Source organism: Vibrio sp. LQ2, assembly GCF_023920125.1.
GTDB classification, from domain to species: Bacteria; Pseudomonadota; Gammaproteobacteria; order Enterobacterales; family Vibrionaceae; genus Vibrio; species Vibrio fluvialis.
Genome location: NZ_CP085308.1, coordinates 3,400,179 through 3,423,068, shown reverse-complemented (window position 1 = coordinate 3,423,068; position 22,890 = coordinate 3,400,179). Strand labels below are relative to the sequence as shown.

Sequence of the window (22,890 nt, the reverse complement as noted above, 5' to 3'; positions counted from 1 at the left end):
AGTGTCCTTAGGTCAGACGAAAAAACGAGCGGCTATTATCGTTATTTTAATCGTCAGCACCAGTGAATATTGATTTAATTTTTTTGCTGCCGACGCTTAACTTTTGTTAATGCTGAAGCCGGGGTGCGCTGCTAGAGTAAAGCGCTAACCATCCTAAGGAGTGACGTATGGTAACCTGGCAATGCCTTTCTTTTTCTGAACTCACCAACCACCAACTGTACGAACTGCTTAAACTGCGGGTCGACGTGTTCGTCGTTGAACAAACCTGTCCCTATCCGGAACTCGACAACAAAGACATTGCCGAAGGCGTCAAGCATCTGCTTGGCTACCGAGATGGGCAGTTGATCGCCTGTTCTCGTCTTCTGCCACCCGAAGTCAGCTATCCCAGCGTCAGTATCGGCCGTGTCGCGACATTGCAGACCGCCCGCGGAGATGGTCTTGGCCATCAACTGATTCGCGAAGCACTCGAGCAATGCCAAAGCTTGTGGCCCAATCAAGCGATTGAAATCGGCGCACAGGAGCATCTGTCGGAGTTTTATGCCCGTCACGGTTTTGTACGAACCTCATCCACCTATCTCGAAGATGGCATTGCGCATGTGGACATGAAGCGCGGCGCATGACTCCTCATACCCTGGCACTGTGGTTACTGGTTCTGGGCAATCTGGCCGCATCACTCTCGGATGTTGCGGTCAAGCTGCTTGATGGGGAAGTGTCGCCCTTTCAGTATATGTTTTTGCGCCAGTTGATTTCGTTGGTTGTCATTCTGCCCATGTGGTGGCGGCAACCTCGCGCGCAGCGCGCATTGCTGAATCCAGGCGTGACCACATTACGCGCCCACCTGGTATTAATCGGCAGTGGCTGCATGTTGGTTGCGATTACTTATTTACCGCTGGCGACCGCGAATGCGGTGTTTTACGCCGCGCCATTGCTGATGCTGCCGCTGTCAATCGTATTGCTTAAAGAAACACCCGGACTGGGCAAAGTCGTGGCGACGGTATTGGGGTTTATTGGCGTGTTGGTGGTACTGCGTCCCTCGCAGTTTCACTGGGCAGCCATGTTTGCACTCGGGACAGCGATGACGTTAGCCCTGTTTAACATTCTGGCGCGGAAGATTCCCGCGAGGCAGACAGTCGTCACGACCCTGATGTGGACTTCGCTGTTTTCGTTGCCGCTGTCGGCGACTCTCACCTTGTGGCAATGGCACCCGATGACTCTGGAACAGATCGGCTGGGTTGCCAGCAGTGCTCTGTTAGTTCTGACCTACAACGGCCTCGCTGTCGCCGCCTACCGACGTGCGCCAGCCAGCCAGATTGCGCTGGCGGAGTATTCGGGATTGATTTTCGTCGCACTGATGGGAATGTGGTGGTTCAACGAGATGCCTGATAGCCTGACCTGGCTTGGCATCGCGCTGATTGTGTTACCGCTGCTGCCCGTCAGAATTCTCAAACGGGCAAGCCAAGCAGGGCGTCATTTGCTGCGGCCAAAGCCGCCGTCGGACAAACGGAAAAACATCACCGATTGATTATTTTTCTCGAGTTGCAGAATGTCCAACTTACCCTCACTGGAGAGTTTAAACCGAATCAGTTGGCCCTGTTGAATTTGGCTCAGTGGTTTGTCACTGCCTTCGATTTTCACCAGATCGTTCAAATCGGCCATTGGCAGTTCGTTGTTACGAAACACCTGCGAAAGCGTATCACCTTGCTGCACGATGTATTCATGCCACGCAGTCGATTTGAGTTTGCTTTGCTCTGCTGACTGCTGCTCACTCAAACCACGGGTATTAATGTTCACTTCCACACGCTGGCCTGACGCTGGCGTTTGTGGTGCTTCAGCCGAATGCTGAGGCAACGGAATCACCATCAATATTAAAACCACCGGCACCAACACCATCAGAGCACGTTGATGCAACTTTGGCAGTCGTTGCCAGAACTGCACCACTTTTTGCTGATATTGGCGCCAGTCAAATTGGAAGTCGATAGCTGCCCACTTGCTTTGAATCAGTGCGAGATAATCTGTCTGTTGCTTTTTCTTATGTCGACGATTCATGTTAATCCGTCCCTAAAATCCTTGCCACAGTATAAAAACTCATGTGCCGAGAGTATAGAGGCAGGCCCCTAATCTGCTAAAGGTTGACATAATCCTGAAGATTTTCCTCTGGTATTCTGCGCAAAGTCACACCTTGCGCCCTTATTGTAACGATTTCCCGCCGGGCGTTTCATCCCTATGCTGAACCTGTTATCCTGTGGCCTTTATTGATACGACAAAGAGTGACTTTTATGTCTGACGTAAAATTTGAAACCGTAGAACAGAAAGCAAGCTACGGTATCGGTCTGCAAATGGGCCAGCAACTGGCAGGTAGCGGTCTGGAAGGCTTGAGTGTTGATGCAATTGCAGCGGGTATTGCCACTGCACTGGTTGGCGACATGCCAGCAATTGAAATCGATGAAATCAACCAAGCTCTGCAAGCTCTGCACATGCGCGCTGAAGAAGCACGCCAAGAAGCAGCAAAAGCAGCAGCCTCTGAAGGTGATGCATTCCTGAAAGACAACGCTCTGCGTTCAGAAGTAACCGTTCTGGAATCTGGCCTGCAGTACGAAGTGATCACTGAAGGTACTGGTGAAATCCCAACTGCAGATAAAGCAGTACGTGTTCACTACCACGGTGAACTGGTAGACGGTACGGTATTCGACAGCTCAGTATCGCGCGGTCAACCAGCTGAGTTCCCAGTGACTGGCGTAATCAAAGGTTGGGTTGAAGCACTGCAACTGATGCCTGTGGGTTCAAAATGGAAACTGTACATTCCACACGACCTAGCATACGGCGAGCGTGGCGCAGGTGCCGCTATCCCTCCATTTGCTGCCCTAGTATTTGAAGTGGAACTGCTGGACATTCTGTAAGCAGAACGAATTAGCAAAGAATTAACATCAAGCGGCGCTCAGCGCCGCTTTTTTTATCTAAACTTAAACTTCAGCCAACATTTAGGAATGACCGTCATCATGAAACACTCTCTCGTCTGGACACTGATGCTAGGAACCGTATTCAGTGCCCCAAGTTATGCCTTCCTCAACCTAGGCAGCAGTAACGATGATCTCGCCAGCATGGTCAGCAGTACGCTCAGTCAGGCAGAAAGTAATTCAGCACTCATCTCTCAAGTAACCAGCCAACTCCCGATCTCCGATCAACAAGCCACTGGTGGGGTTGGAGCACTATTATCTTTGGCACAAAACCAATTATCCGATAGCAACAGCGCTGAGCTCAGCAAACTCATTCCGGGTATGGATCAACTGACCAATCTTAATCTGTCAGGCAGCAAAGACATGTTGTCGGGCATTCAAAGCTTAGAGTCGGTGAATAAAGTGTTTGAGCAACTGGGTCTGGATTCGAGTATGGTGTCGCAGTTTGCACCACTTCTACTGCAATATCTGACGGGTCAGGGTGCCAGTGAAGGTTTACTCAGCTCGCTGAGCAGTTTGTGGGGAGCATAAAGCTTTTCAGAAACATCAGATACAAAAAAGCCGAGCAGATGCTCGGCTTTTTTAATCACGAACTGATTACTCAGCAGCAGCTTCAACAGCAGCTTCTGGGCGATCAACAAGCTCAATGTAAGCCATTGGAGCTTTATCGCCTGCACGGAAACCACACTTCAGAATGCGAGTGTAGCCGCCTTGACGTGCAGCGAAACGTGGACCTAGTTCGTTAAACAGTTTAGCAACGACTTCGTTGTCACGAGTGCGTGCAAATGCTAGACGACGGTTAGCAACACTGTCAGTCTTAGCTAGTGTAATCAAAGGCTCAACTACGCGACGTAGCTCTTTAGCTTTTGGCAAAGTAGTCTTGATAACTTCATGACGTACTAGAGAGCTAGCCATGTTGCTGAACATCGCTTTGCGATGACTGCTGTTGCGGTTGAGTTGACGACCACTCTTACGATGGCGCATGACCAAATCCTTCTAACTAGTATCGATTAATCTTCAGCGATTGACGCTGGCGGCCAGTTTTCTAGGCGCATGCCCAGAGACAGACCACGTGATGCAAGCACGTCTTTAATCTCTGTAAGAGATTTCTTACCAAGGTTAGGCGTTTTAAGTAGCTCAACCTCAGTGCGCTGTACTAGATCACCGATGTAGTGAATCGCTTCTGCTTTCAGACAGTTAGCAGAGCGAACTGTTAGTTCAAGATCGTCTACAGGACGCAGTAGGATCGGATCGAATTCAGGCTTCTCTTCTTTCTCCTCAGGAACTCGTACATCACGTAGATCTACGAATGCATCCAGTTGTTCAGCAAGAATAGTTGCTGCACGACGGATTGCTTCCTCAGGTTCAAGAGTACCGTTAGTTTCCATATCGATAACTAGCTTGTCCAGGTCAGTACGTTGTTCAACACGCGCTGCATCAACAGAGTAGGCAATTTTGTCTACTGGGCTGAAAGTCGCGTCGACAAGCAGACGACCAATTGGACGCTCGTCTTCTTCGGTATGGATACGCGCAGAAGCTGGAACATAACCACGACCACGTTCAACTTTGATACGCATAGCGATCTCAGCGTTGTCATCAGTTAGGTGACAAATAACGTGTTCAGGGTTTACGATCTCTACATCACCATCATGGGTGATGTCACCTGCAACCACAGGGCCCGAGCCTGATTTGTTTAGTGTAATGAACACTTCATCTTTGCCTTCGGCAACGCGAACAGCCAAACCTTTCAGGTTCAGTAGAATCTCAAGGATATCTTCCTGAACACCTTCTTTGGTGCTGTACTCGTGAAGTACGCCTTCAATCTCTACTTCTGTTACGGCACAACCCGGCATAGAAGATAGAAGAATACGGCGAAGTGCATTACCCAGAGTATGGCCGAAACCACGCTCTAATGGCTCAAGAGTTACTTTTGCGTGTGTCGTGCTGATTTGTTCGATATCAACAAGACGTGGCTTAAGAAATTCTGTTACAGAACCCTGCATTGTGTCCTCTCTTTAGTTTAAACCTTACTTAGAGTAAAGCTCGACGATCAATTGTTCGTTGATGTCAGCTGATAGATCTGAACGTTCAGGCAAACGCTTGAAAGTACCTTCCATCGTGCTAGCATCTACTTCAATCCAAGTTGGTTTTTCGCGTTGTTCTGCAACTTCTAGAGCTGCTTTAATGCGAGATTGCTTTTTCGCTTTCTCACGGATTGCAACAACGTCGTTAGCCGCAACATTGAAAGAAGGAACGTTTACAACTTTACCGTTAACTAGGATAGCTTTGTGGCTAACTAGTTGGCGTGCTTCTGCGCGAGTTGCGCCAAAGCCCATGCGGTAAACTACGTTGTCTAGACGACCTTCAAGAAGCTGAAGTAGGTTCTCACCAGTGTTACCTTTAAGGCGAGCTGCTTCTTTGTAGTAGTTACGGAATTGTTTTTCTAGAACGCCATAGATACGACGAACTTTTTGCTTCTCACGAAGCTGAACGCCATACTCAGATAGACGACCGCGACGAGCGCCGTGTACACCTGGTGCGTTATCGATTTTACACTTGGTATCAATCGCACGAACGCCTGACTTAAGGAACAAGTCAGTACCTTCGCGGCGGCTAAGCTTCAGCTTAGGACCCAAATATCTTGCCATGATCTTTCTCCAATGTTCCCAGAAACGTTAAACGCGACGTTTCTTAGGTGGACGACAACCGTTATGAGGGATTGGTGTCGCATCAACGATGTTAGTGATACGGAAACCAGCGGCGTTCAGTGCGCGAACAGTAGATTCACGACCTGGACCAGGACCCTTAACCATAACTTCCAGGTTCTTCAGGCCATATTCTTTAGCCATTTCAGCACAACGCTCAGCAGCAACCTGTGCAGCGAACGGAGTTGATTTACGAGAACCACGGAAACCAGAACCACCTGCAGTAGCCCAAGCTAGTGCATTACCTTGACGGTCAGTAATGGTAACGATTGTGTTGTTGAAAGATGCATGAATGTGCGCTACGCCATCAGCAACTTGCTTGCGTACACGCTTACGTGCGCGAGTTGGTTGTTTAGCCATTGTACTCTACCCTTCCCGATTATTTCTTGATCGGCTTACGCGGACCCTTACGGGTGCGAGCATTGGTTTTAGTACGCTGTCCACGTAGTGGTAGACTGCGACGATGACGAAGACCACGGTAACAACCAAGGTCCATTAGACGCTTGATGTTCATGGAAACTTCACGACGTAGATCACCCTCTACAGTGTATTTAGCTACACCATCACGCAGTTGATCGATCTGCTCTTCAGTTAGTTCACTGATCTTAACACTTTCAGCAATACCCACTTCAGCTAGGATAGCTTTAGAACGAGTTTTGCCGATACCGTAGATCGCTGTTAGTGCGATTACAGCATGTTTTTGATCAGGAATGTTAATGCCTGCTATACGGGCCACTATTCACTCCTAGTACTTTCTATAAAAGAATTATCCGCAGCAAAGCCCGTAGAGGATACGCTGCGGGATACTACTTCTTTTGCACGCAAAAGGTAGGCCGAGGAATATACTCGACCGACCTTTACTTTTCAAGTAAAAATTTCTGCTTATTAGCCTTGGCGCTGCTTGTGCTTTGGCTCACTGCAAATCACGCGAACGACACCGTTACGCTTGATAACTTTACAGTTACGGCAGATTTTTTTAACGGAAGCACGAACTTTCATTGCTAAACTCCGTAAATCTACTCTGAATGGCGACCGATTAACGGCCGTAACCCTTCAGATTTGCCTTTTTCAACACAGACTCATATTGATTTGACATCATATGTGTCTGTACCTGTGCCATAAAGTCCATGATTACGACAACTACAATCAGTAGTGATGTGCCGCCGAAGTAGAAACGTACGTTCCAAGCGACCATCATGAACTCAGGGATCAGACAGATGAAAGTAATGTATAGCGCACCAGCAAGGGTTAGGCGAGTCATTACTTTATCAATGTATTTAGCTGTCTGTTCACCTGGGCGGATACCGGGTACGAATGCACCAGACTTCTTCAGGTTATCTGCTGTTTCACGTGGGTTAAATACCAACGCTGTATAGAAGAAACAGAAGAAAATAATCGCTGCTGCATAAAGCATTACATACAGAGGCTGGCCTGGGCTAAGAGCCAAAGACACATCAGTTAGCCAACCGAATGTGCTGCTCTCACCGTTCTGACCGAACCACTGAGCCAGTGTTCCAGGGAACAGGATAATGCTTGATGCAAAAATCGCAGGGATAACACCCGCCATGTTGATTTTCAACGGCAGATGCGTGCTCTGCGCTGCAAATACTTTACGACCTTGTTGACGCTTCGCGTAGTTCACGACGATTCGACGCTGACCACGTTCCATGAAAACAACGAAGTAAATAACAGCAAAAGCTACTACTGCGATTAACAGTAGAAGAAGTACATGCAGTTCACCTTGACGCGCTTGCTCGATTGTTTGTCCGATTGCTTTTGGCAATCCAGCAACAATACCTGCAAAAATTAGCAATGAAATACCATTACCAATTCCACGCTCTGTAATTTGTTCACCTAACCACATCAGGAACATGGTGCCGGTTACTAAACTCACGGTAGCAATTAGCGTAAACATGGTTTGGTTGATAACAACCAGATTGTCGACCATGTTTGGTAAGCCAGTTGCAATACCAATAGCTTGGAAAGTTGCAAGTACAAGCGTGCCGTAGCGCGTATATTGGCTGATCTTACGACGGCCTGCTTCACCCTCTTTTTTGAGTTCCGCTAACGCTGGATGAACTACAGTCAACAACTGAACAACAATAGATGCCGAGATATACGGCATGATGCCCAGTGCGAATATAGATGCACGCGAAAGTGCACCACCAGAGAACATGTTAAACATTTCAATGATGGTGCCTTTTTGCTGTTCGAACAAATCGGCAAGTACAGCAGCGTCAATACCAGGAATCGGCACAAAAGAGCCTGCTCGGAATACTAGAAGCGCACCCACTACGAATAACAAGCGCGACTTCAGTTCACTTAAGCCGCTCTGAGCACTACGAAAATCTTGTCCTGGTTTCTTAGCCATCTGTACCTCAATCCTCGAGATTATTCCTCGATTTTACCGCCTGCAGCTTCGATTGCAGCTTTAGCGCCTTTAGTCACGCGCAGACCTTTAACAGTCACTGCTTTGTTGATCTCGCCAGAAAGAACAACTTTAACAAACTCGATGTTCTTAGTAACGATGTTAGCCGCTTTCAGGCTGTTCAGATCAACTACGTCACCAGTTACTTTCGCTAGCTCAGCTAGACGAACTTCAGCAGACACTAGGCTCTTGCGAGAAGTGAAACCGAATTTTGGTAGACGTTGTTTCAGAGGCATTTGACCGCCTTCAAAACCTGGACGAACAGTACCGCCAGAACGTGACTTTTGACCTTTGTGGCCACGGCCACCAGTTTTACCAAGGCCAGAACCGATACCACGGCCTAGGCGCTTCTTAGAAGGCTTAGAACCCGCAGCCGGTGATAGAGTATTCAAAAGCATTATGATTACTCCTCAACTTTAACCATGTAGTAAACCTTGTTGATCATACCGCGCACGCACGGAGTATCTTCAAGTTCTACTGTGTGGTTGATTTTACGAAGGCCTAGACCGCGCAAAGTAGCTTTGTGCTTAGGCAGGCGACCAATTGAGCTTTTAGTTTGAGTTACTTTAATAGTTGCCATGGTGTTCTTACTCCGAAATAGATTCAACAGTCAGACCACGTTTAGCAGCAACCATTTCAGGTGACTTAACGCTTGCTAGTGCATCGATCGTTGCACGAACGATGTTGATAGGGTTCGTAGAACCGTATGCTTTAGACAGAACGTTGTGTACACCAGCAACTTCAAGTACTGCACGCATCGCACCACCTGCGATTACACCAGTACCTTCTGCAGCAGGCTGCATGTAAACTTTAGAGCCCGAATGGCGACCTTTCACCGGGTGGTGAAGAGTACCTTCGTTCAGAGCGATCGTAGTCATGTTACGACGCGCTTTTTCCATTGCTTTTTGGATCGCTGCAGGTACTTCACGAGCTTTGCCGTAACCGAAACCTACACGACCGTTACCGTCACCAACTACAGTCAGTGCAGTAAAGCTCATGATTCGACCACCTTTAACCGTCTTAGAAACGCGGTTAACGGCGATTAGCTTTTCTTGCAAATCATTCGCTTGAACTTGTTGTTCTTTAGCCATCTTTCCAACCCTACCTTAGAATTTCAGACCAGCTTCGCGAGCAGAGTCTGCTAGCGCCGCCACTCGACCGTGGTATTGGAAACCAGAACGATCGAATGCAACTACCGTTACGCCTTTTTCAAGCGCACGCTCAGCAACTGCTTTACCAACTGCTTTTGCTGCTTCGATGTTACCAGAGTATTTCACTTGCTCACGGATCGCTTTTTCTACAGTAGAAGCGGCTGCGATAACCTCAGAGCCATTAGCTGCAATCACTTGAGCGTACACGTGACGAGGAGTACGGTGTACTACTAGGCGAGTTGCACCCAGTTCTGCAATCTTACGACGTGCACGTGTAGCACGACGGATGCGAGATGCTTTCTTATCCATAGTGTTACCTTACTTCTTCTTAGCTTCTTTACTACGCACATTTTCATCTGCGTAACGAATACCTTTGCCTTTGTATGGCTCAGGCGCGCGGTAAGAACGAATGTCAGCCGCAACTTGACCGATGACTTGTTTATCACAACCAGTCAGGATGATCTCAGTTTGGCTTGGACATTCGGCTTTAACGCCCTCTGGCAGTTCATGCTCAACAGGGTGAGAGAAGCCTAGGGTCAGACCTACAGCGTTGCCTTTGATAGCAGCACGGTAACCAACACCTTTAAGAACTAGCTTCTTCGTAAAGCCTTCAGTAACACCAACAACCATGTTGTTTACAAGAGCGCGAGCAGTACCTGCTTGAGCCCATGCATTTTCAACACCTTCACGAGGGCCGAAAGTCAGGTTGTTTTCTTCCTGTGCGATCACTACGCCATTGTGAACAACGCGAGTTAGTTCACCTTTAGCGCCTTTAACAGTGATCTCTTGGCCGTTCAGTTTCACCTCTACGCCAGCTGGAATAGCGACAGGTGCTTTAGCAACACGAGACATTTTCTACTCCTATTACGCTACGTAAGCGATGATTTCACCACCAAGACCTGCTTTGCGAGCAGCGCGGTCTGACATCAGACCTTTGGAAGTGGAAACAACAGCAACACCAAGACCGCCCATCACAGATGGCAGCTCGTCTTTCTTCTTGTAAACACGAAGACCTGGACGAGAAACGCGTTTGATTTGCTCGATTACTGGTTTTGCTTGGAAATACTTAAGAGTAATTTCCAGCTCAGGTTTTGCTTCGCTTTCAACAGCGAAGTCAACGATGTAACCTTCAGCTTTAAGTAGTGCAGCAATTGCAACTTTAAGCTTTGAAGAAGGCATTTTAACAGCAACTTTGTTTGCTGCCTGACCGTTACGAATACGGGTCAGCATATCCGAAATCGGATCTTGCATGCTCATAAACTTTACTCCAAATGATTAAGTGGCAATTACCAGCTAGCCTTACGAAGTCCAGGAATCTCGCCTTTCATGCAAGCTTCACGAACTTTGATACGGCTTAGACCGAACTTACGTAGGTAACCGTGTGGACGACCAGTTTGGTTACAACGGTTGCGCTGACGTGATGCACTTGAATCACGTGGAAGAGATTGCAGTGTCAGAACTGCGTTCCAACGATCTTCTTCAGATGCGTTTACATCGCTGATGATAGCTTTAAGCGCTGCACGCTTTTCAGCGAACTTAGCTACTAGCTTTGCACGTTTTTCTTCACGTGCTTTCATTGATTGTTTAGCCATAACAGTAACCCTTCACCTTACTTACGGAATGGGAAGTTAAAGGCAGCCAGCAGAGCACGGCCTTCCTCATCGTTTGCAGCAGTTGTCGTGATAGTAATATCAAGACCGCGCACACGATCGACTTTATCGTAGTCGATTTCCGGGAAGATGATTTGCTCGCGAACGCCCATGCTGTAGTTACCGCGACCGTCAAAAGACTTAGCGCTAACACCACGGAAGTCACGTACACGTGGTAGAGCGATCGAAATCAGACGCTCCAGAAAATCCCACATGCGTTCGCCACGCAAGGTTACTTTACAACCAATTGGGTAGCCTTCACGAATTTTGAAACCTGCAACAGATTTACGTGCTTTAGTCACCAGTGGCTTTTGACCAGAGATGATAGCCATATCAGCTGCTGCGTTTTCTAGTAGTTTCTTATCGTTGATTGCTTCACCAACGCCCATGTTGAGGGTGATTTTCTCAATTCTAGGGACTTGCATGACGCTTGTGTAACCGAACTGTTTGGTCAGTTCAGCGACTACAGACGACTTGTAGTAATCATGCAGTTTCGCCATAGTAGAACTCCAAATTACTTCTAATTAGTTAGAAACGGTTTCGCCGTTAGACTTGAAGAAACGAACTTTCTTGCCGTCTTCGATTCGGAAACCGATACGGTCCGCTTTACCAGTTGCTGCGTTGAAAATTGCAACGTTAGAAACATCGATAGCTGCTTCTTGCTCTACGATACCGCCTTGGATACCTAGTGCAGGAACAGGTTTCTGGTGTTTCTTAACAAGGTTGATACCTTCAACGATAACTTTACCAGTTGCTAGAACCTTAGTTACTTTACCTTTCTTGCCTTTATCTTTACCGGCAAGAACGACTACTTCGTCATTACGACGGATTTTAGCTGCCATCTTTTACGTGCTCCTTACAGAACTTCTGGAGCCAGTGAAACAATCTTCATGAATTTCGCGTTACGAAGTTCACGAGTCACTGGACCAAAGATACGTGTACCGATTGGTTGCTCGGTGTTGTTGTTCAACAATACGCAAGCATTACGGTCGAAGCGAATGACAGAACCGTCTGGACGACGAACGCCTTTACGGGTGCGAACTACCACCGCCTTCAGTACATCACCTTTCTTAACTTTACCGCGTGGAATTGCTTCCTTAACAGTAACTTTAATGATGTCGCCAACGTGGGCGTAACGACGGTGAGAGCCACCCAGAACCTTAATACACATTACGCTGCGAGCGCCTGAGTTATCAGCTGCGTCCAGCATACTTTGCATTTGGATCATGTTAGTGCTCCGCTAAATATTTAAATTAACTAGACCCATCTCGGGTCGGGCTGCCTCTTTAAAGGGACGCGAATTGTACCACCCTTTTTTGTGATTGGGTAGTCAAAAAACAAGCGGCCCCAAAAATAATTGGGGCCGCTTTTTTAGTAGTTCAAGCTAAATTAGATTTTTGCTTTTTCTACTACTTTCACCAAAGTCCAAGACTTAGTCTTAGACAGTGGACGACACTCTTTGATTTCAACTAAGTCGCCTAGGCCACATTCGTTGTTCTCATCATGTGCGTGTACTTTAGTCGTGCGCTTAACGAATTTACCGTAGATTGGGTGCTTTACGAAACGCTCGATAGCAACAGTGATAGACTTGTCCATCTTGTCGCTAGTAACACGACCTTGTTGGGTACGAATTTTGTCGCTCATTATGCGCCTGCCTTCTCAGTCAAAACAGTTTTCACACGTGCGATATCACGGCGGACAGCTTTCAGAGTATGAGTTTGCTGTAGTTGACCAGTTGCAGCTTGCATGCGCAAGTTGAACTGCTCTTTAAGCAGATTCAGTAGCTCTGCATTAAGCTCTTCAACGCTTTTCTCGCGTAGATCTTGTGCTTTCATCACATCACCTGTTTAGTTACAAATGTAGTCTTGAATGGCAGTTTACGCGCCGCTAGACGGAACGCTTCACGAGCCAGTTCTTCAGGTACACCATCAACTTCGTACATAACCTTACCAGGTTGGATTTGGGCTACCCAGTACTCAACGTTACCTTTACCCTTACCTTGACGAACTTCTAGTGGTTTTTCTGTGATTGGCTTGTCTGGGAACACACGGATCCAGATTTTACCTTGACGCTTAATGTGACGCGTCATCGCACGACGTGCCGCTTCGATTTGACGAGCAGTTAGACGACCACGGCCTACAGCTTTCAAACCAAAAGAACCGAAGCTTACTTCTGTACCTTTTGCCAGACCACGGTTACGACCTGTATGAACCTTACGGAACTTAGTACGTTTAGGTTGTAGCATCTGTCGACTCCTTACTTACGGCCTTTACGCGGCTTCTTGTTAGGCTTGTCAGCCTTTGGCTCTACTGCGTTAGCAGCTGGCATACCGCCTAGAATCTCACCTTTGAAGATCCAAACTTTAACGCCGATTACACCGTATGTGGTGTGAGCCGAAGAAGTTGCGTAATCAATGTCAGCACGTAGAGTGTGTAGAGGCACACGGCCTTCACGGTACCACTCAGAACGTGCAATTTCAGCACCGCCTAGACGGCCGCTTACTTCCACTTTGATACCTTTAGCGCCTAGACGCATAGCGTTTTGAACTGCGCGCTTCATAGCACGACGGAACATAACGCGACGCTCTAGTTGAGACGCGATGCTATCAGCCACTAGTTGGCCGTCTAGCTCAGGCTTGCGTACTTCAGCGATGTTGATTTGCGCTGGTACACCTGCGATTTTCGCTACTGCTGCGCGTAGCTTCTCAACGTCTTCACCTTTCTTACCGATTACAACGCCTGGACGAGCAGTGTGAATAGTCACACGGATGCTCTTAGCAGGACGCTCGATAACGATGCGTGAAAGAGACGCTTTTGACAGTTCTTTAGTTAGGAACTGACGTACCTTGAAGTCGCCGTCTAGGTTGTCAGCGAAATCTTTGGTGTTAGCAAACCATGTAGCATTCCAAGGCTTAACGATGCCTAGACGAATACCATTTGGATGTACTTTTTGACCCATTGCTTACTCTCCTAGTCTCTTAGCGATCTGCGACAACCACAGTGATGTGGCTTGAACGCTTCAAGATACGATCCGCACGGCCTTTAGCACGAGGCATAATACGCTTCATGACTGGGCCCTCATCTACGAAGATTTTAGCGACACGTAGGTCGTCGATATCAGCACCTTCGTTGTGCTCCGCGTTCGCGATAGCTGACTCTAGAACTTTCTTGATCAGTTCAGCAGCTTTTTTGTTGCTGAAAGTCAGAACTTGTAGAGCCTGGTCAACTGATTTACCACGGATTTGATCTGCAACTAAGCGAGCTTTCTGAGGCGAAATGCGAGCAAAGTTATGTTTAGCTAATGCTTCCATTATTTACTCCTTAACGCTTCTTAGCTTTCTTATCCGCAGCGTGACCGCGGTAAGTGCGAGTTGGTGCAAATTCACCCAGTTTGTGACCGATCATCTCGTCAGTTACAAAAACTGGAACGTGTTGACGACCATTATGGACAGCGATGGTCAAACCGATCATTGTTGGAATGATCATTGAACGACGGGACCAAGTCTTAATAGGCTTTTTGTCTCCGCTTTCCACCGCTTTCTCTACCTTCTTCAGCAAGTGTAGGTCAATAAATGGACCCTTCTTGAGAGAACGTGGCATGGCGATTCCTCTTTAAAATAGATTACTTGTTACGACGACGTACGATGTACTTGTCAGTGCGTTTGTTCTTACGGGTCTTGAAGCCTTTAGTTGGCATACCCCAAGGAGAAACTGGGTGACGACCACCAGAAGTACGGCCTTCACCACCACCGTGTGGGTGGTCAACCGGGTTCATTACCACACCGCGAACGGTTGGACGAACACCGCGCCAGCGGCTAGCACCAGCTTTACCCAGTTCACGTAGCATGTGCTCAGAGTTGCCTACTTCGCCGATTGTTGCACGGCCTTCAGACAATACTTTACGCATTTCGCCAGAACGTAGACGGATAGTTACATATGAACCGTCGCGAGCAACGATTTGAGCATATGCACCCGCAGAACGAGCTAGCTGTGCACCTTTACCAGGAGTCAGTTCAACACAGTGAACTGTAGAACCTACTGGGATATTGCGCATTGGCAGAGTGTTACCCGCTTTGATCGGTGCATCAACACCAGATTGGATAACGTCACCAGCTTGCATACCTTTTGGTGCAATGATGTAACGACGCTCACCGTCTGCGTACAGAACTAGAGCGATGTTAGCGCTACGGTTTGGATCGTATTCTAGGCGCTCAACTTTCGCTGGGATGCCATCTTTAGTACGTTTAAAGTCGATTACACGGTAGTGTTGTTTGTGACCGCCACCGATGTGACGAACAGTGATACGACCGTTGTTGTTACGACCACCGTTCTTAGAGTTTTTCTCTAGAAGTGGTGCGTAAGGCTTACCTTTGTGCAGGTCAGCGTTAACAACTTTAACTACGTGACGACGACCAGCCGAAGTCGGCTTACATTTAACAATAGCCATTTTTCAACTACTCCTGTTATTCCGCGCCGCCAACAAAGTCAAGATCTTGACCTTCTTTCAAAGTTACGTACGCTTTCTTCACGTCTGAACGACGGCCTTGGCGTAGACCTTGACGCTTGGTCTTACCCTTAATGATAAGAGTGTTTACAGACTTAACTTCAACTTCAAATAGCTTTTCTACAGCTGCTTTGATCTCTTTCTTAGTTGCATCTTTTGCTACTTTGAAAACGATAGTGTTCGCTTTCTCAGCAGCCATAGTTGCTTTTTCAGAGATGTGCGGTGCACGTAGAACTTTTAGTAGACGCTCTTCACGGATCATGCCAGCATCTCCTCAACTTGCTTAACTGCAGCAGCAGTCATAAGAACCTTGTTAAATGCAATCAGGCTTACTGGATCGATACCAGAAGCGTCACGCACGTCAACTTTGTACAGGTTACGAGCAGCTAAGAACAGATTCTCGTCTACTTCGCCAGTAACGATTAGTACATCGTTAAGCTCAAGTTCTTTAAGCTTAGCTACTAGCTCTTTAGTTTTTGGTGCTTCAACTGAGAATTCTTCAACAACGATCAGACGCTCTTGACGAACTAGCTCAGACAGAATGCTCTTCATAGCACCGCGGTACATTTTCTTGTTTACTTTTTGGCTGTGATCTTGTGGTTTCGCAGCAAAAGTAACACCACCTGTACGCCAGATTGGGCTACGAATTGTACCAGCACGTGCACGGCCAGTACCTTTTTGACGCCATGGCTTAGCGCCACCGCCAGAAACTTCTGAACGTGTCTTTTGAGCACGAGTACCTTGACGAGCACCTGCTGCGTACGCAACAACTACTTGGTGTACAAGAGCTTCGTTGAACTCACGTCCGAAAGTAGTTTCGGAAACAGTTAGTGCGTTAGCACCTTTAACCATCAATTCCATTACTTACTCCTAGACGTTATGCTTTAACAGCTGGTTTAACGATCACGTTACCGCCAGTTGCGCCAGGGACTGCACCTTTAATAAGAAGCAGATTGCGCTCAGCGTCAACACGTACGATCTCTAGGTTTTGAGTCGTTACACGCTCAGCACCCATGTGACCTGCCATCTTCTTGCCTTTGAACACGCGGCCTGGAGTCTGACATTGACCGATAGAACCAGGAGCACGGTGAGACAATGAGTTACCGTGAGTCATATCTTGAGTACGGAAGTTCCAACGCTTAACAGCGCCTTGGAAACCTTTACCCTTAGATGTACCAGTAACGTCTACTTTCTTAGTTTCGTTGAACAGTTCAACAGTCAGTTCAGCACCAACTTCAAACTCTTCACCGTTTTCCAAACGGAATTCCCAAAGACCGCGACCAGCTTCAACGCCAGCTTTAGCAAAGTGACCTGCTTCAGCTTTGTTTACGCGGTTAGCTTTCTTAGAACCAGCAGTTACCTGGATTGCAGCGTAACCGTCAGTTTCAAGAGTTTTCACTTGAGAAACGCGGTTTGCTTCAACTTCAACAACAGTTACTGGAATAGAAACGCCGTCTTCAGTAAATACGCGGGTCATGCCCACTTTACGACCGATTAGACCAATCATTCTTCTAATCTCCCTTAACCTAGGCTAATTTGTACGTCAACGCCCGCAGCAAGGTCTAGACGCATCAGAGCATCAACAGTTTTGTCTGTTGGCTCAACGATGTCGATTAGACGTTTGTGAGTACGGATTTCGTACTGATCACGAGCATCTTTGTTAACGTGTGGAGAGATAAGAACTGTGAAACGCTCTTTACGAGTTGGCAGTGGGATTGGACCACGAACCTGTGCGCCAGTGCGCTTAGCTGTTTCAACGATTTCCGCGGTAGAAGCGTCGATCAGTTTGTAATCGAATGCTTTTAGGCGGATACGGATACGTTGGTTCTGCATGAGACAGAGCTCCAATATTAAAAAATTACACAAACAATATCGCCACTCAAACTCGTCAAGACGAGAGAATGCCGATTGATTTATGTGAAACCGTAGCATCCAAGATTAGGACGCATTGTCAGCTAATAGGTGATTAACCTGAACTATCGCGAAGATAGTGAAAGCTAAATTTTTATTAACTGCGAACATAAGCTGAGTTTACATTACCTAACGAATCCTGAGATTCGCCAGCTCCTCGCTGCTCATTGGTTCACAACTGGCTTAACCAGTGGGGCTGCATTATACAGATCACCTGCTTCCATGCAAGCAGTGTTTGAAAAATAATCGCTATTTATTCTAAGCCACTGATTCTTTCAGCGCCCCACTGGCTCCAATAAAAAACGCAGGCGTTTCAGCCTGCGTTTTACTGTTGCACTGACTGGCGACTTAAGCCAGAGAACGCTGACGTACCGCTTCAAACAGACAGATGCCGGTCGCTACAGAAACGTTCAGGCTGGACACGCTGCCTGCCATTGGGATTTTGATCAGGTCATCGCAGGTTTCGCGAGTCAGACGGCGCATGCCATCCCCTTCCGCGCCCATCACGATAGCCAGAGGCCCGGTCAGCTTGCTCTGATAAATGTCATGGGTAGCTTCACCCGCCGTGCCGACAAACCAGATGCCTTTTTCCTGCAGCGCACGCATGGTACGCGCTAAGTTGGTCACACGTACCAGTGGCACGGTTTCCGCTGCGCCACAGGCCACTTTACTGACGGTCGCCGTCATCGGAGCCGACTTATCTTTGGGCACGATTACCGCAGCAACACCAGCAGCATCCGCGTTACGCAGACACGCGCCCAGGTTGTGCGGATCGGTCACGCCATCCAGCACCAACAGCAGAGGCTGTGAATGTTGAGCTAGAATGTCATCCAGATCGTTTTCGTTCAGTTGTTTCGCCGGTTTGACTTTGGCAATCACGCCCTGGTGATTGGCCCCCTGCGCTTTGTCATCCAGAGCTTTGCGGTTCATCTCCTGAATCGAGATACCCAAACGCATCAGTTCATTCAGCACGGGGAGCAAACGGTCATCCTGACGACCTTTCAACACATAGGCTTCCACAAAACGGGCTGGATCGCGCTCAAGAACAGCGTTCACCGCATGGATGCCATAAATAAATTCGTTACTCATTGTTTACCTATTACTTTTTCGCTCGCGCTTTGTCGGCTTTACTGCGAGCTTTTTGCTTACGCGCTTTTTCTGCTTTGGTTTTTTTGTGTTTTGGCCCTTTCGCTTCACCGGAATTATCCGGGCGCTTAGTGGGTTCAACCAAAGGTACGGCTTTGCCGCCACGGGTCGCCGCTTCTTTCTTGCCTTTGGCTTTAGCCTTCGCCTCAGCCGCGCGTTTCTTCGCCGTTTTACCTTCGCCGCGTAGCTTACGACTTGTTTCGACTAATTCAAAGTCTATTTGGCGATCATCAAGGTTAACTGCCAGCACTTTGACTTTGACAGCGTCGCCCAGGCGGTAAATCGCACCAAACGATTCGCCTATCAGGCGCTGACCAATCGGGTCAAACTGATAGTAGTCGTTGGCCAGAGTAGAAATGTGCACCAGACCATCGATGTGCAGCTCTGTCAGACGAACGAAGAAGCCAAACCCCGTGACATTAGCAATCACACCGTCGAGCTCTTCACCAACGTGATCTTGCATGTACTCACATTTCAGCCAGTCAGACACTTCGCGAGTCGCATCATCAGCGCGGCGCTCGGTCATCGAACACTGCTCACCGTAGTAATCCATATCATCAAACGAGTAATGATAACCACCCGTTGGTGTCCAGCGATCCTGATTGCGGCCTTCCTCTTTGGCAATCAAATACTTGATTGCACGGTGCAGCAGCAAATCCGGGTAGCGGCGGATTGGTGAAGTGAAGTGCGCATAACGTTGCAGCGCGAGACCAAAGTGACCTGCATTGTCCGCGTTATACACTGCTTGCTTCATTGAGCGCAGCAACATAGTCTGAATCAGTTCTTTATCCGGGCGCTCGCCAACCTGACTCATCAGATGCGCGTAATCGGTCGGTGACGGTTCCAGACCGCCGCCCAGATCCAGGCCGAGTTCGCCGAGGAAATCACGGAAGCCCATCAGGCGCTCTTCACCCGGCGGCTCGTGAATACGGTATAGCGAAGGCTCTTTCGCCTTCTCAACCAGAGACGCTGACGCAATGTTAGCCATGATCATGCACTCTTCGATCAGCTTGTGTGCGTCGTTACGTTCCAGTGGTTCAATGCTTTCAATCTTACGTTGCGCATTGAAAATGAATTTGGTTTCTACGGTTTCGAACTCAATCGCACCGCGTTGTTCACGGGCATCTTTCAGCACCTTGTACATGCGATGCAGCTCTTCCAGATGCGGAACCAGTTCGGCATAACGCACACGCAGCTCTTCGTCACCTTCCAGAATGTCGTGCACTTTGGTGTAGGTCAGACGCGCATGAGAGTTCATCACCGCTTCGTAATGTTTGTAACCAGAGAGCTTACCTTTCTCGGAGATGGTCATCTCACACACCATACACAGGCGATCTACCTGCGGGTTGAGTGAACATAAACCATTCGACAAGACTTCCGGCAACATTGGCACCACTTGTGATGGGAAGTACACCGAGTTACCACGATGTGTGGCTTCTTTATCAAGAGCGGTGTTCGGACGCACGTAGTAACTCACGTCGGCAATCGCAACCCACAAACGCCAGCCGCCACCTTTCTTCGCTTCACAGTACACCGCATCATCGAAGTCACGCGCGTCTTCGCCATCAATGGTCACCAAAGGCAGAGCTCGCAAATCAACGCGACCCTGTTTGGCTTCTTCCGGTACTTCTTCACCCAGCCCAGCAATCTGCTGTTCCACTTCTTGTGGCCAAACATGCGGGATCTGGTGAGTACGAATCGCAATCTGGGTTTCCATGCCCGGCGCCATGTTTTCGCCCAGCACTTCCACCACTTTACCCATCATGCCGCGGTTACGACCGCCACGATCGGTAATCTCAATCACCACCACGTTCCCCATGCGCGCACCGCCACGCAGTTCATTTGGGATCAGAATATCCTGATGAATACGCGAATCATCCGGCACGACGTAAGAGTAACCGTGTTCAAAGAAGAAACGGCCGACAATTTGCGTCTGACGCTCTTCCAGCACGCGGACCAGACGCCCCTCTTTTCTGCCGCGCTTATCGGTACCCGTTGGCTGAACCAGCACCAGGTCGCCGTGGATAATAGTCCGCATCTGATGATGAGGAAGAAGAATATCGTTATCTTTGTTGGTGCTGCCTTCCGGGCGCACCCAGCCGTGACCGTCCTTATGACCAATCACATAGCCTTTCACCATTTCCAGTTTCTCTGGCAGCGCGTAACACTGACGGCGGGTAAACACCAGTTGGCCATCACGCTCCATCGCACGCAGACGACGGCGCAGACCTTCATACTGATCTTCACCGGACAGTTCCAGCGCTTCGAACAAATCATTACGGTTCATCGGCACATTGGCCTTAGTCAGAAATTCAATGATGTATTCGCGACTTGGAATTGGGTTGTCGTAGTTATCAGCTTCGCGATCCGCAAAAGGATCAACATGGGTGGTGTCAGACATAGGCAGACCTGCTTATTTAGGTAGGGGATTACAGTATATCCTACTGAGTTCCTAAGCTTAAGGACTAATACCAATATCCTGAACAAGATCACCAAACCACAAGATGTGACATAGCTCAAATAATTCGGTACATTGAGCGCCCTTTATTTTCACATTCAATCCCGTCAGGGAACCCAATTCTCATGCTGTTAACGATTCGACAAAACGTTCGCTGGCTTTTTAGTCACTTTATTTTGAACGCCGTTTTATTGGCAACATTAGGCTTGCCTTATCTGACATGGATGACCCCACCCGACAATGATGTCATCGCTCAACTGTATTTATTCACCACCCAGGCAGGTTGGTTTGGTCTGTTTGCCGGGCTGATTGCTACCATCATGTTGCCACTGTGCTGGCTACCCCTGCGTGTCGTCCGGCCGTTGGCCATCTTGGTTACCTGGCTGAGCTCGGTCCTGCTGCTGATTGATGTCGCGGTTTATCAGCAATACCGTTTTCATCTCAGCGGTTTTATTTGGGAGCTTTTGCTGCAAGGCGGAGACGAGGTCATCAGCCTCTCTTGGTATACTATCGCCATCGCAGCTCTGCAGGTCCTCGGTGTGGCTGTGGCTTGTTTGGTCATTGCACTGATGAGTAACTACCTTGCCAAACGGAGCCTACGTTGGATGGTCGGCGCGAGTGTGATTTGGCTTGCTTCACTGCTGGTTAGTCAGTCGATTCACATGTGGCGTGATGCCCACTATGACACGACCGTACCCAGCTACAGCGTGCACTGGCCACTGTATTATCCGCTGACTGGCAAGCGCCTGTTGGACAAACTCGGGCTAGTCGATACGCAAACCGTGCGTGAACAGAGCTTGACGTTGCCACGTCCAAGTCATTCACATCTCAACTACCCGCTGCATCCGCTGGACATTCGTCAGCCAGATCAGACGCCTAATATCCTGTTTATTGCCATTGATACCTGGCGTTATGACGATGCTAATCAGGATGTCACGCCGAACATTGCCCAATTTGCTCAGCGTTCGCTGCGTTTTGAGCAGCATCTCAGTGGTGGTAACTCCACTCAGGCAGGCATTTTCAGCTTGTTTTACGGTTTACCCGCGACGTATTGGGACTCGTTTCACGCCACCCAGAAGCGCCCGGCAATGATGAAAGCTCTGGAAGCGCTTGATTATCAGTTTGCCATTTACGCCTCTGCGCCGCTCAATAGCCCGCCGTTTGATCGCACGGTATTTCGTGGCATCGATAATCTGCGTGTTGATACCCCCGCCGAGACGTCACCGCTGCGCGACCAACGCATCACTGATGACTTTGTCGATTTCCTCAAGACACGGAACACGAATCAGCCCTACTTCGGCTTTTTGTTTTATGACTCGGCCCACGCGACAGAATTTCCGGCTGACATGGAGCCGCACTTTACGCCGTCGTGGAATCGGGTTGATCACATCAAGCTGGATAACGATTTCAACCCAGAGCCGTACCGTAACCGCTATCGCAATGCCCTGTATTACATTGATGGACAAATTGAGCGAGTACTGAACGCCGTTGAAGCGCAAGGCGGGCTCGAGAACACCATCATCGTTATTACCTCAGATCACGGTCAGGAGTTTAACGACAACCACAAGAACTATTGGGGCCACGGCAGTAACTACAGCATGGCGCAAATCCATGTTCCGCTGTATATCTATGTGCCGGGTGAACGACCGGAGAAAATCGACTGGAAGACAACGCATCTGGATATTGCCCCAACCTTTATGCATCGGGTGCTTGGCGTGCAAAATTCGACCGATGATTATTCCGTCGGCTATGACCTGCTTGATACTGAGCGTGACAGAGGGTGGCTGATCATCGGCAGCTATTTCAACTACGCACTCGTAGCCGACGATGAAATCATGGTGACTTATCCCAGCGGCGCGGTACAGACTATGACACCGCAACTCGAGCCGAAGCGACAGCGTTCACTCAGCAGTGGCGATTTGATGCAGGCGCTGAAACAGATGAATCGATTTTTGAATTGATGTAATTGATCAGGTTATGACAAC

The 22,890-nt window shown here is 48.5% G+C and carries 36 protein-coding genes; 5 read left to right on the top strand and 31 right to left on the bottom strand.

Annotated elements, in window-relative coordinates; all coding sequences use genetic code 11:
- Nucleotides 1–167 precede the first annotated feature (167 nt).
- Both LGV68_RS16020 and LGV68_RS16015 read left to right on the top strand, forming a co-directional pair.
- Nucleotides 168–620, top strand: a complete 453-nt coding sequence (locus LGV68_RS16020; protein WP_238854238.1) for a GNAT family N-acetyltransferase — start codon at nt 168–170, stop codon at nt 618–620.
- Complete coding sequence (locus tag LGV68_RS16015) at nt 617–1,522, top strand: DMT family transporter (protein WP_154183971.1); 906 nt, start codon at nt 617–619, stop codon at nt 1,520–1,522. Before LGV68_RS16020 ends, LGV68_RS16015 begins: the two co-directional genes overlap by 4 nt.
- On the opposite strand, the gene LGV68_RS16010 is transcribed toward LGV68_RS16015, so the two are convergent.
- Nucleotides 1,468–2,046, bottom strand: coding sequence for a LysM-like peptidoglycan-binding domain-containing protein (locus LGV68_RS16010; protein WP_020429107.1), 579 nt, complete (start codon nt 2,044–2,046; stop codon nt 1,468–1,470). The two genes, LGV68_RS16015 and LGV68_RS16010, sit on opposite strands and share 55 nt — an antisense overlap.
- A gap of 230 nt (nt 2,047–2,276) precedes the next feature.
- Between LGV68_RS16010 and LGV68_RS16005 the strand changes: the two genes are divergently transcribed.
- Both LGV68_RS16005 and LGV68_RS16000 read left to right on the top strand, forming a co-directional pair.
- Nucleotides 2,277–2,897: an FKBP-type peptidyl-prolyl cis-trans isomerase gene (locus LGV68_RS16005; protein WP_020329492.1), complete on the top strand. Its 621-nt coding sequence runs from the start codon at nt 2,277–2,279 to the stop codon at nt 2,895–2,897.
- A gap of 99 nt (nt 2,898–2,996) precedes the next feature.
- Nucleotides 2,997–3,485 (top strand): DUF2780 domain-containing protein, encoded by a 489-nt coding sequence (locus LGV68_RS16000; RefSeq protein ID WP_020429109.1) that lies wholly within the window; start codon nt 2,997–2,999, stop codon nt 3,483–3,485.
- 66 nt (nt 3,486–3,551) lie between these two features.
- Here the strand turns inward: LGV68_RS16000 and rplQ are convergent, their stop codons facing one another.
- The 30 genes from rplQ to rnr form a co-directional block, all read right to left on the bottom strand.
- Nucleotides 3,552–3,938: a 50S ribosomal protein L17 gene (gene rplQ, locus LGV68_RS15995; RefSeq protein ID WP_001216360.1), complete on the bottom strand. Its 387-nt coding sequence runs from the start codon at nt 3,936–3,938 to the stop codon at nt 3,552–3,554.
- Nucleotides 3,939–3,964: 26 nt separating this feature from the next.
- On the bottom strand, nt 3,965–4,957 hold the full coding sequence (gene rpoA, locus LGV68_RS15990) for a DNA-directed RNA polymerase subunit alpha (RefSeq protein ID WP_004728619.1): 993 nt from the start codon (nt 4,955–4,957) through the stop codon (nt 3,965–3,967).
- Between the two features lie 24 nt (nt 4,958–4,981).
- Entirely contained in the window at nt 4,982–5,602 is a 621-nt protein-coding gene (gene rpsD / locus LGV68_RS15985; RefSeq protein WP_020329490.1) for a 30S ribosomal protein S4, read from the bottom strand.
- Nucleotides 5,603–5,629: 27 nt separating this feature from the next.
- Nucleotides 5,630–6,019 carry a 30S ribosomal protein S11 gene (gene rpsK / locus LGV68_RS15980; RefSeq protein WP_001118870.1) on the bottom strand — a complete coding sequence of 130 codons (390 nt, stop codon included), beginning with the start codon at nt 6,017–6,019 and terminating at the stop codon, nt 5,630–5,632.
- Between the two features lie 19 nt (nt 6,020–6,038).
- Complete coding sequence (rpsM, locus tag LGV68_RS15975; RefSeq protein ID WP_020329489.1) at nt 6,039–6,395, bottom strand: 30S ribosomal protein S13; 357 nt, start codon at nt 6,393–6,395, stop codon at nt 6,039–6,041.
- Nucleotides 6,396–6,544: 149 nt separating this feature from the next.
- Nucleotides 6,545–6,658: a 50S ribosomal protein L36 gene (gene rpmJ / locus LGV68_RS15970; RefSeq protein ID WP_000868186.1), complete on the bottom strand. Its 114-nt coding sequence runs from the start codon at nt 6,656–6,658 to the stop codon at nt 6,545–6,547.
- A 37-nt stretch (nt 6,659–6,695) separates the two neighbouring features.
- Nucleotides 6,696–8,030 (bottom strand): preprotein translocase subunit SecY, encoded by a 1,335-nt coding sequence (gene secY / locus LGV68_RS15965; protein WP_004728616.1) that lies wholly within the window; start codon nt 8,028–8,030, stop codon nt 6,696–6,698.
- Between the two features lie 20 nt (nt 8,031–8,050).
- Entirely contained in the window at nt 8,051–8,485 is a 435-nt protein-coding gene (gene rplO, locus LGV68_RS15960) for a 50S ribosomal protein L15 (RefSeq protein ID WP_020329488.1), read from the bottom strand.
- Between the two features lie 5 nt (nt 8,486–8,490).
- Nucleotides 8,491–8,667, bottom strand: coding sequence for a 50S ribosomal protein L30 (rpmD, locus tag LGV68_RS15955; protein WP_000201159.1), 177 nt, complete (start codon nt 8,665–8,667; stop codon nt 8,491–8,493).
- Nucleotides 8,668–8,674: 7 nt separating this feature from the next.
- A complete protein-coding gene (rpsE, locus tag LGV68_RS15950; protein ID WP_004728614.1) occupies nt 8,675–9,178 on the bottom strand; it encodes a 30S ribosomal protein S5 in 504 nt (167 codons plus the stop codon).
- A 15-nt stretch (nt 9,179–9,193) separates the two neighbouring features.
- The gene (gene rplR, locus LGV68_RS15945) at nt 9,194–9,547 is read right to left on the bottom strand and encodes a 50S ribosomal protein L18 (RefSeq protein ID WP_020329487.1); all 354 of its coding nucleotides are present in this window, start codon (nt 9,545–9,547) and stop codon (nt 9,194–9,196) included.
- A gap of 9 nt (nt 9,548–9,556) precedes the next feature.
- Nucleotides 9,557–10,090 carry a 50S ribosomal protein L6 gene (rplF, locus tag LGV68_RS15940; protein WP_020329486.1) on the bottom strand — a complete coding sequence of 178 codons (534 nt, stop codon included), beginning with the start codon at nt 10,088–10,090 and terminating at the stop codon, nt 9,557–9,559.
- Between the two features lie 12 nt (nt 10,091–10,102).
- Nucleotides 10,103–10,495 carry a 30S ribosomal protein S8 gene (rpsH, locus tag LGV68_RS15935; protein ID WP_020329485.1) on the bottom strand — a complete coding sequence of 131 codons (393 nt, stop codon included), beginning with the start codon at nt 10,493–10,495 and terminating at the stop codon, nt 10,103–10,105.
- Nucleotides 10,496–10,524: 29 nt separating this feature from the next.
- Nucleotides 10,525–10,830 carry a 30S ribosomal protein S14 gene (gene rpsN / locus LGV68_RS15930; RefSeq protein WP_020329484.1) on the bottom strand — a complete coding sequence of 102 codons (306 nt, stop codon included), beginning with the start codon at nt 10,828–10,830 and terminating at the stop codon, nt 10,525–10,527.
- Nucleotides 10,831–10,847: 17 nt separating this feature from the next.
- A complete protein-coding gene (rplE, locus tag LGV68_RS15925; protein WP_020329483.1) occupies nt 10,848–11,387 on the bottom strand; it encodes a 50S ribosomal protein L5 in 540 nt (179 codons plus the stop codon).
- A gap of 24 nt (nt 11,388–11,411) precedes the next feature.
- A complete protein-coding gene (gene rplX / locus LGV68_RS15920; RefSeq protein WP_020329482.1) occupies nt 11,412–11,729 on the bottom strand; it encodes a 50S ribosomal protein L24 in 318 nt (105 codons plus the stop codon).
- A gap of 14 nt (nt 11,730–11,743) precedes the next feature.
- Nucleotides 11,744–12,115, bottom strand: coding sequence for a 50S ribosomal protein L14 (rplN, locus tag LGV68_RS15915; protein WP_004394532.1), 372 nt, complete (start codon nt 12,113–12,115; stop codon nt 11,744–11,746).
- 161 nt (nt 12,116–12,276) lie between these two features.
- Nucleotides 12,277–12,531: a 30S ribosomal protein S17 gene (gene rpsQ, locus LGV68_RS15910; RefSeq protein ID WP_020329481.1), complete on the bottom strand. Its 255-nt coding sequence runs from the start codon at nt 12,529–12,531 to the stop codon at nt 12,277–12,279.
- Complete coding sequence (rpmC, locus tag LGV68_RS15905) at nt 12,531–12,722, bottom strand: 50S ribosomal protein L29 (protein WP_020329480.1); 192 nt, start codon at nt 12,720–12,722, stop codon at nt 12,531–12,533. The genes rpsQ and rpmC overlap by 1 nt, the downstream gene beginning before the upstream one ends.
- The gene (rplP, locus tag LGV68_RS15900) at nt 12,722–13,132 is read right to left on the bottom strand and encodes a 50S ribosomal protein L16 (protein WP_004728605.1); all 411 of its coding nucleotides are present in this window, start codon (nt 13,130–13,132) and stop codon (nt 12,722–12,724) included. Before rplP ends, rpmC begins: the two co-directional genes overlap by 1 nt.
- Nucleotides 13,133–13,143: 11 nt before the next feature.
- The gene (gene rpsC, locus LGV68_RS15895; protein ID WP_020329479.1) at nt 13,144–13,845 is read right to left on the bottom strand and encodes a 30S ribosomal protein S3; all 702 of its coding nucleotides are present in this window, start codon (nt 13,843–13,845) and stop codon (nt 13,144–13,146) included.
- Between the two features lie 19 nt (nt 13,846–13,864).
- The gene (rplV, locus tag LGV68_RS15890; RefSeq protein WP_020329478.1) at nt 13,865–14,197 is read right to left on the bottom strand and encodes a 50S ribosomal protein L22; all 333 of its coding nucleotides are present in this window, start codon (nt 14,195–14,197) and stop codon (nt 13,865–13,867) included.
- A gap of 10 nt (nt 14,198–14,207) precedes the next feature.
- Nucleotides 14,208–14,486: a 30S ribosomal protein S19 gene (gene rpsS / locus LGV68_RS15885; protein ID WP_004394525.1), complete on the bottom strand. Its 279-nt coding sequence runs from the start codon at nt 14,484–14,486 to the stop codon at nt 14,208–14,210.
- A 22-nt stretch (nt 14,487–14,508) separates the two neighbouring features.
- On the bottom strand, nt 14,509–15,333 hold the full coding sequence (gene rplB, locus LGV68_RS15880) for a 50S ribosomal protein L2 (protein ID WP_020329477.1): 825 nt from the start codon (nt 15,331–15,333) through the stop codon (nt 14,509–14,511).
- Between the two features lie 16 nt (nt 15,334–15,349).
- Entirely contained in the window at nt 15,350–15,652 is a 303-nt protein-coding gene (gene rplW, locus LGV68_RS15875; protein ID WP_020329476.1) for a 50S ribosomal protein L23, read from the bottom strand.
- Nucleotides 15,649–16,251 carry a 50S ribosomal protein L4 gene (gene rplD, locus LGV68_RS15870; RefSeq protein WP_020329475.1) on the bottom strand — a complete coding sequence of 201 codons (603 nt, stop codon included), beginning with the start codon at nt 16,249–16,251 and terminating at the stop codon, nt 15,649–15,651. Before rplD ends, rplW begins: the two co-directional genes overlap by 4 nt.
- A gap of 16 nt (nt 16,252–16,267) precedes the next feature.
- Complete coding sequence (rplC, locus tag LGV68_RS15865; protein ID WP_020329474.1) at nt 16,268–16,897, bottom strand: 50S ribosomal protein L3; 630 nt, start codon at nt 16,895–16,897, stop codon at nt 16,268–16,270.
- Nucleotides 16,898–16,911: 14 nt separating this feature from the next.
- Complete coding sequence (gene rpsJ, locus LGV68_RS15860) at nt 16,912–17,223, bottom strand: 30S ribosomal protein S10 (protein ID WP_001181007.1); 312 nt, start codon at nt 17,221–17,223, stop codon at nt 16,912–16,914.
- A 426-nt stretch (nt 17,224–17,649) separates the two neighbouring features.
- Nucleotides 17,650–18,390 carry a 23S rRNA (guanosine(2251)-2'-O)-methyltransferase RlmB gene (gene rlmB, locus LGV68_RS15855; protein ID WP_020329473.1) on the bottom strand — a complete coding sequence of 247 codons (741 nt, stop codon included), beginning with the start codon at nt 18,388–18,390 and terminating at the stop codon, nt 17,650–17,652.
- Nucleotides 18,391–18,400: 10 nt separating this feature from the next.
- Nucleotides 18,401–20,848: a ribonuclease R gene (rnr, locus tag LGV68_RS15850; RefSeq protein WP_020329472.1), complete on the bottom strand. Its 2,448-nt coding sequence runs from the start codon at nt 20,846–20,848 to the stop codon at nt 18,401–18,403.
- A 182-nt stretch (nt 20,849–21,030) separates the two neighbouring features.
- Between rnr and LGV68_RS15845 the strand changes: the two genes are divergently transcribed.
- Nucleotides 21,031–22,866 (top strand): DUF3413 domain-containing protein, encoded by a 1,836-nt coding sequence (locus LGV68_RS15845; protein ID WP_252535662.1) that lies wholly within the window; start codon nt 21,031–21,033, stop codon nt 22,864–22,866.
- Nucleotides 22,867–22,890: the final 24 nt, after the last annotated feature.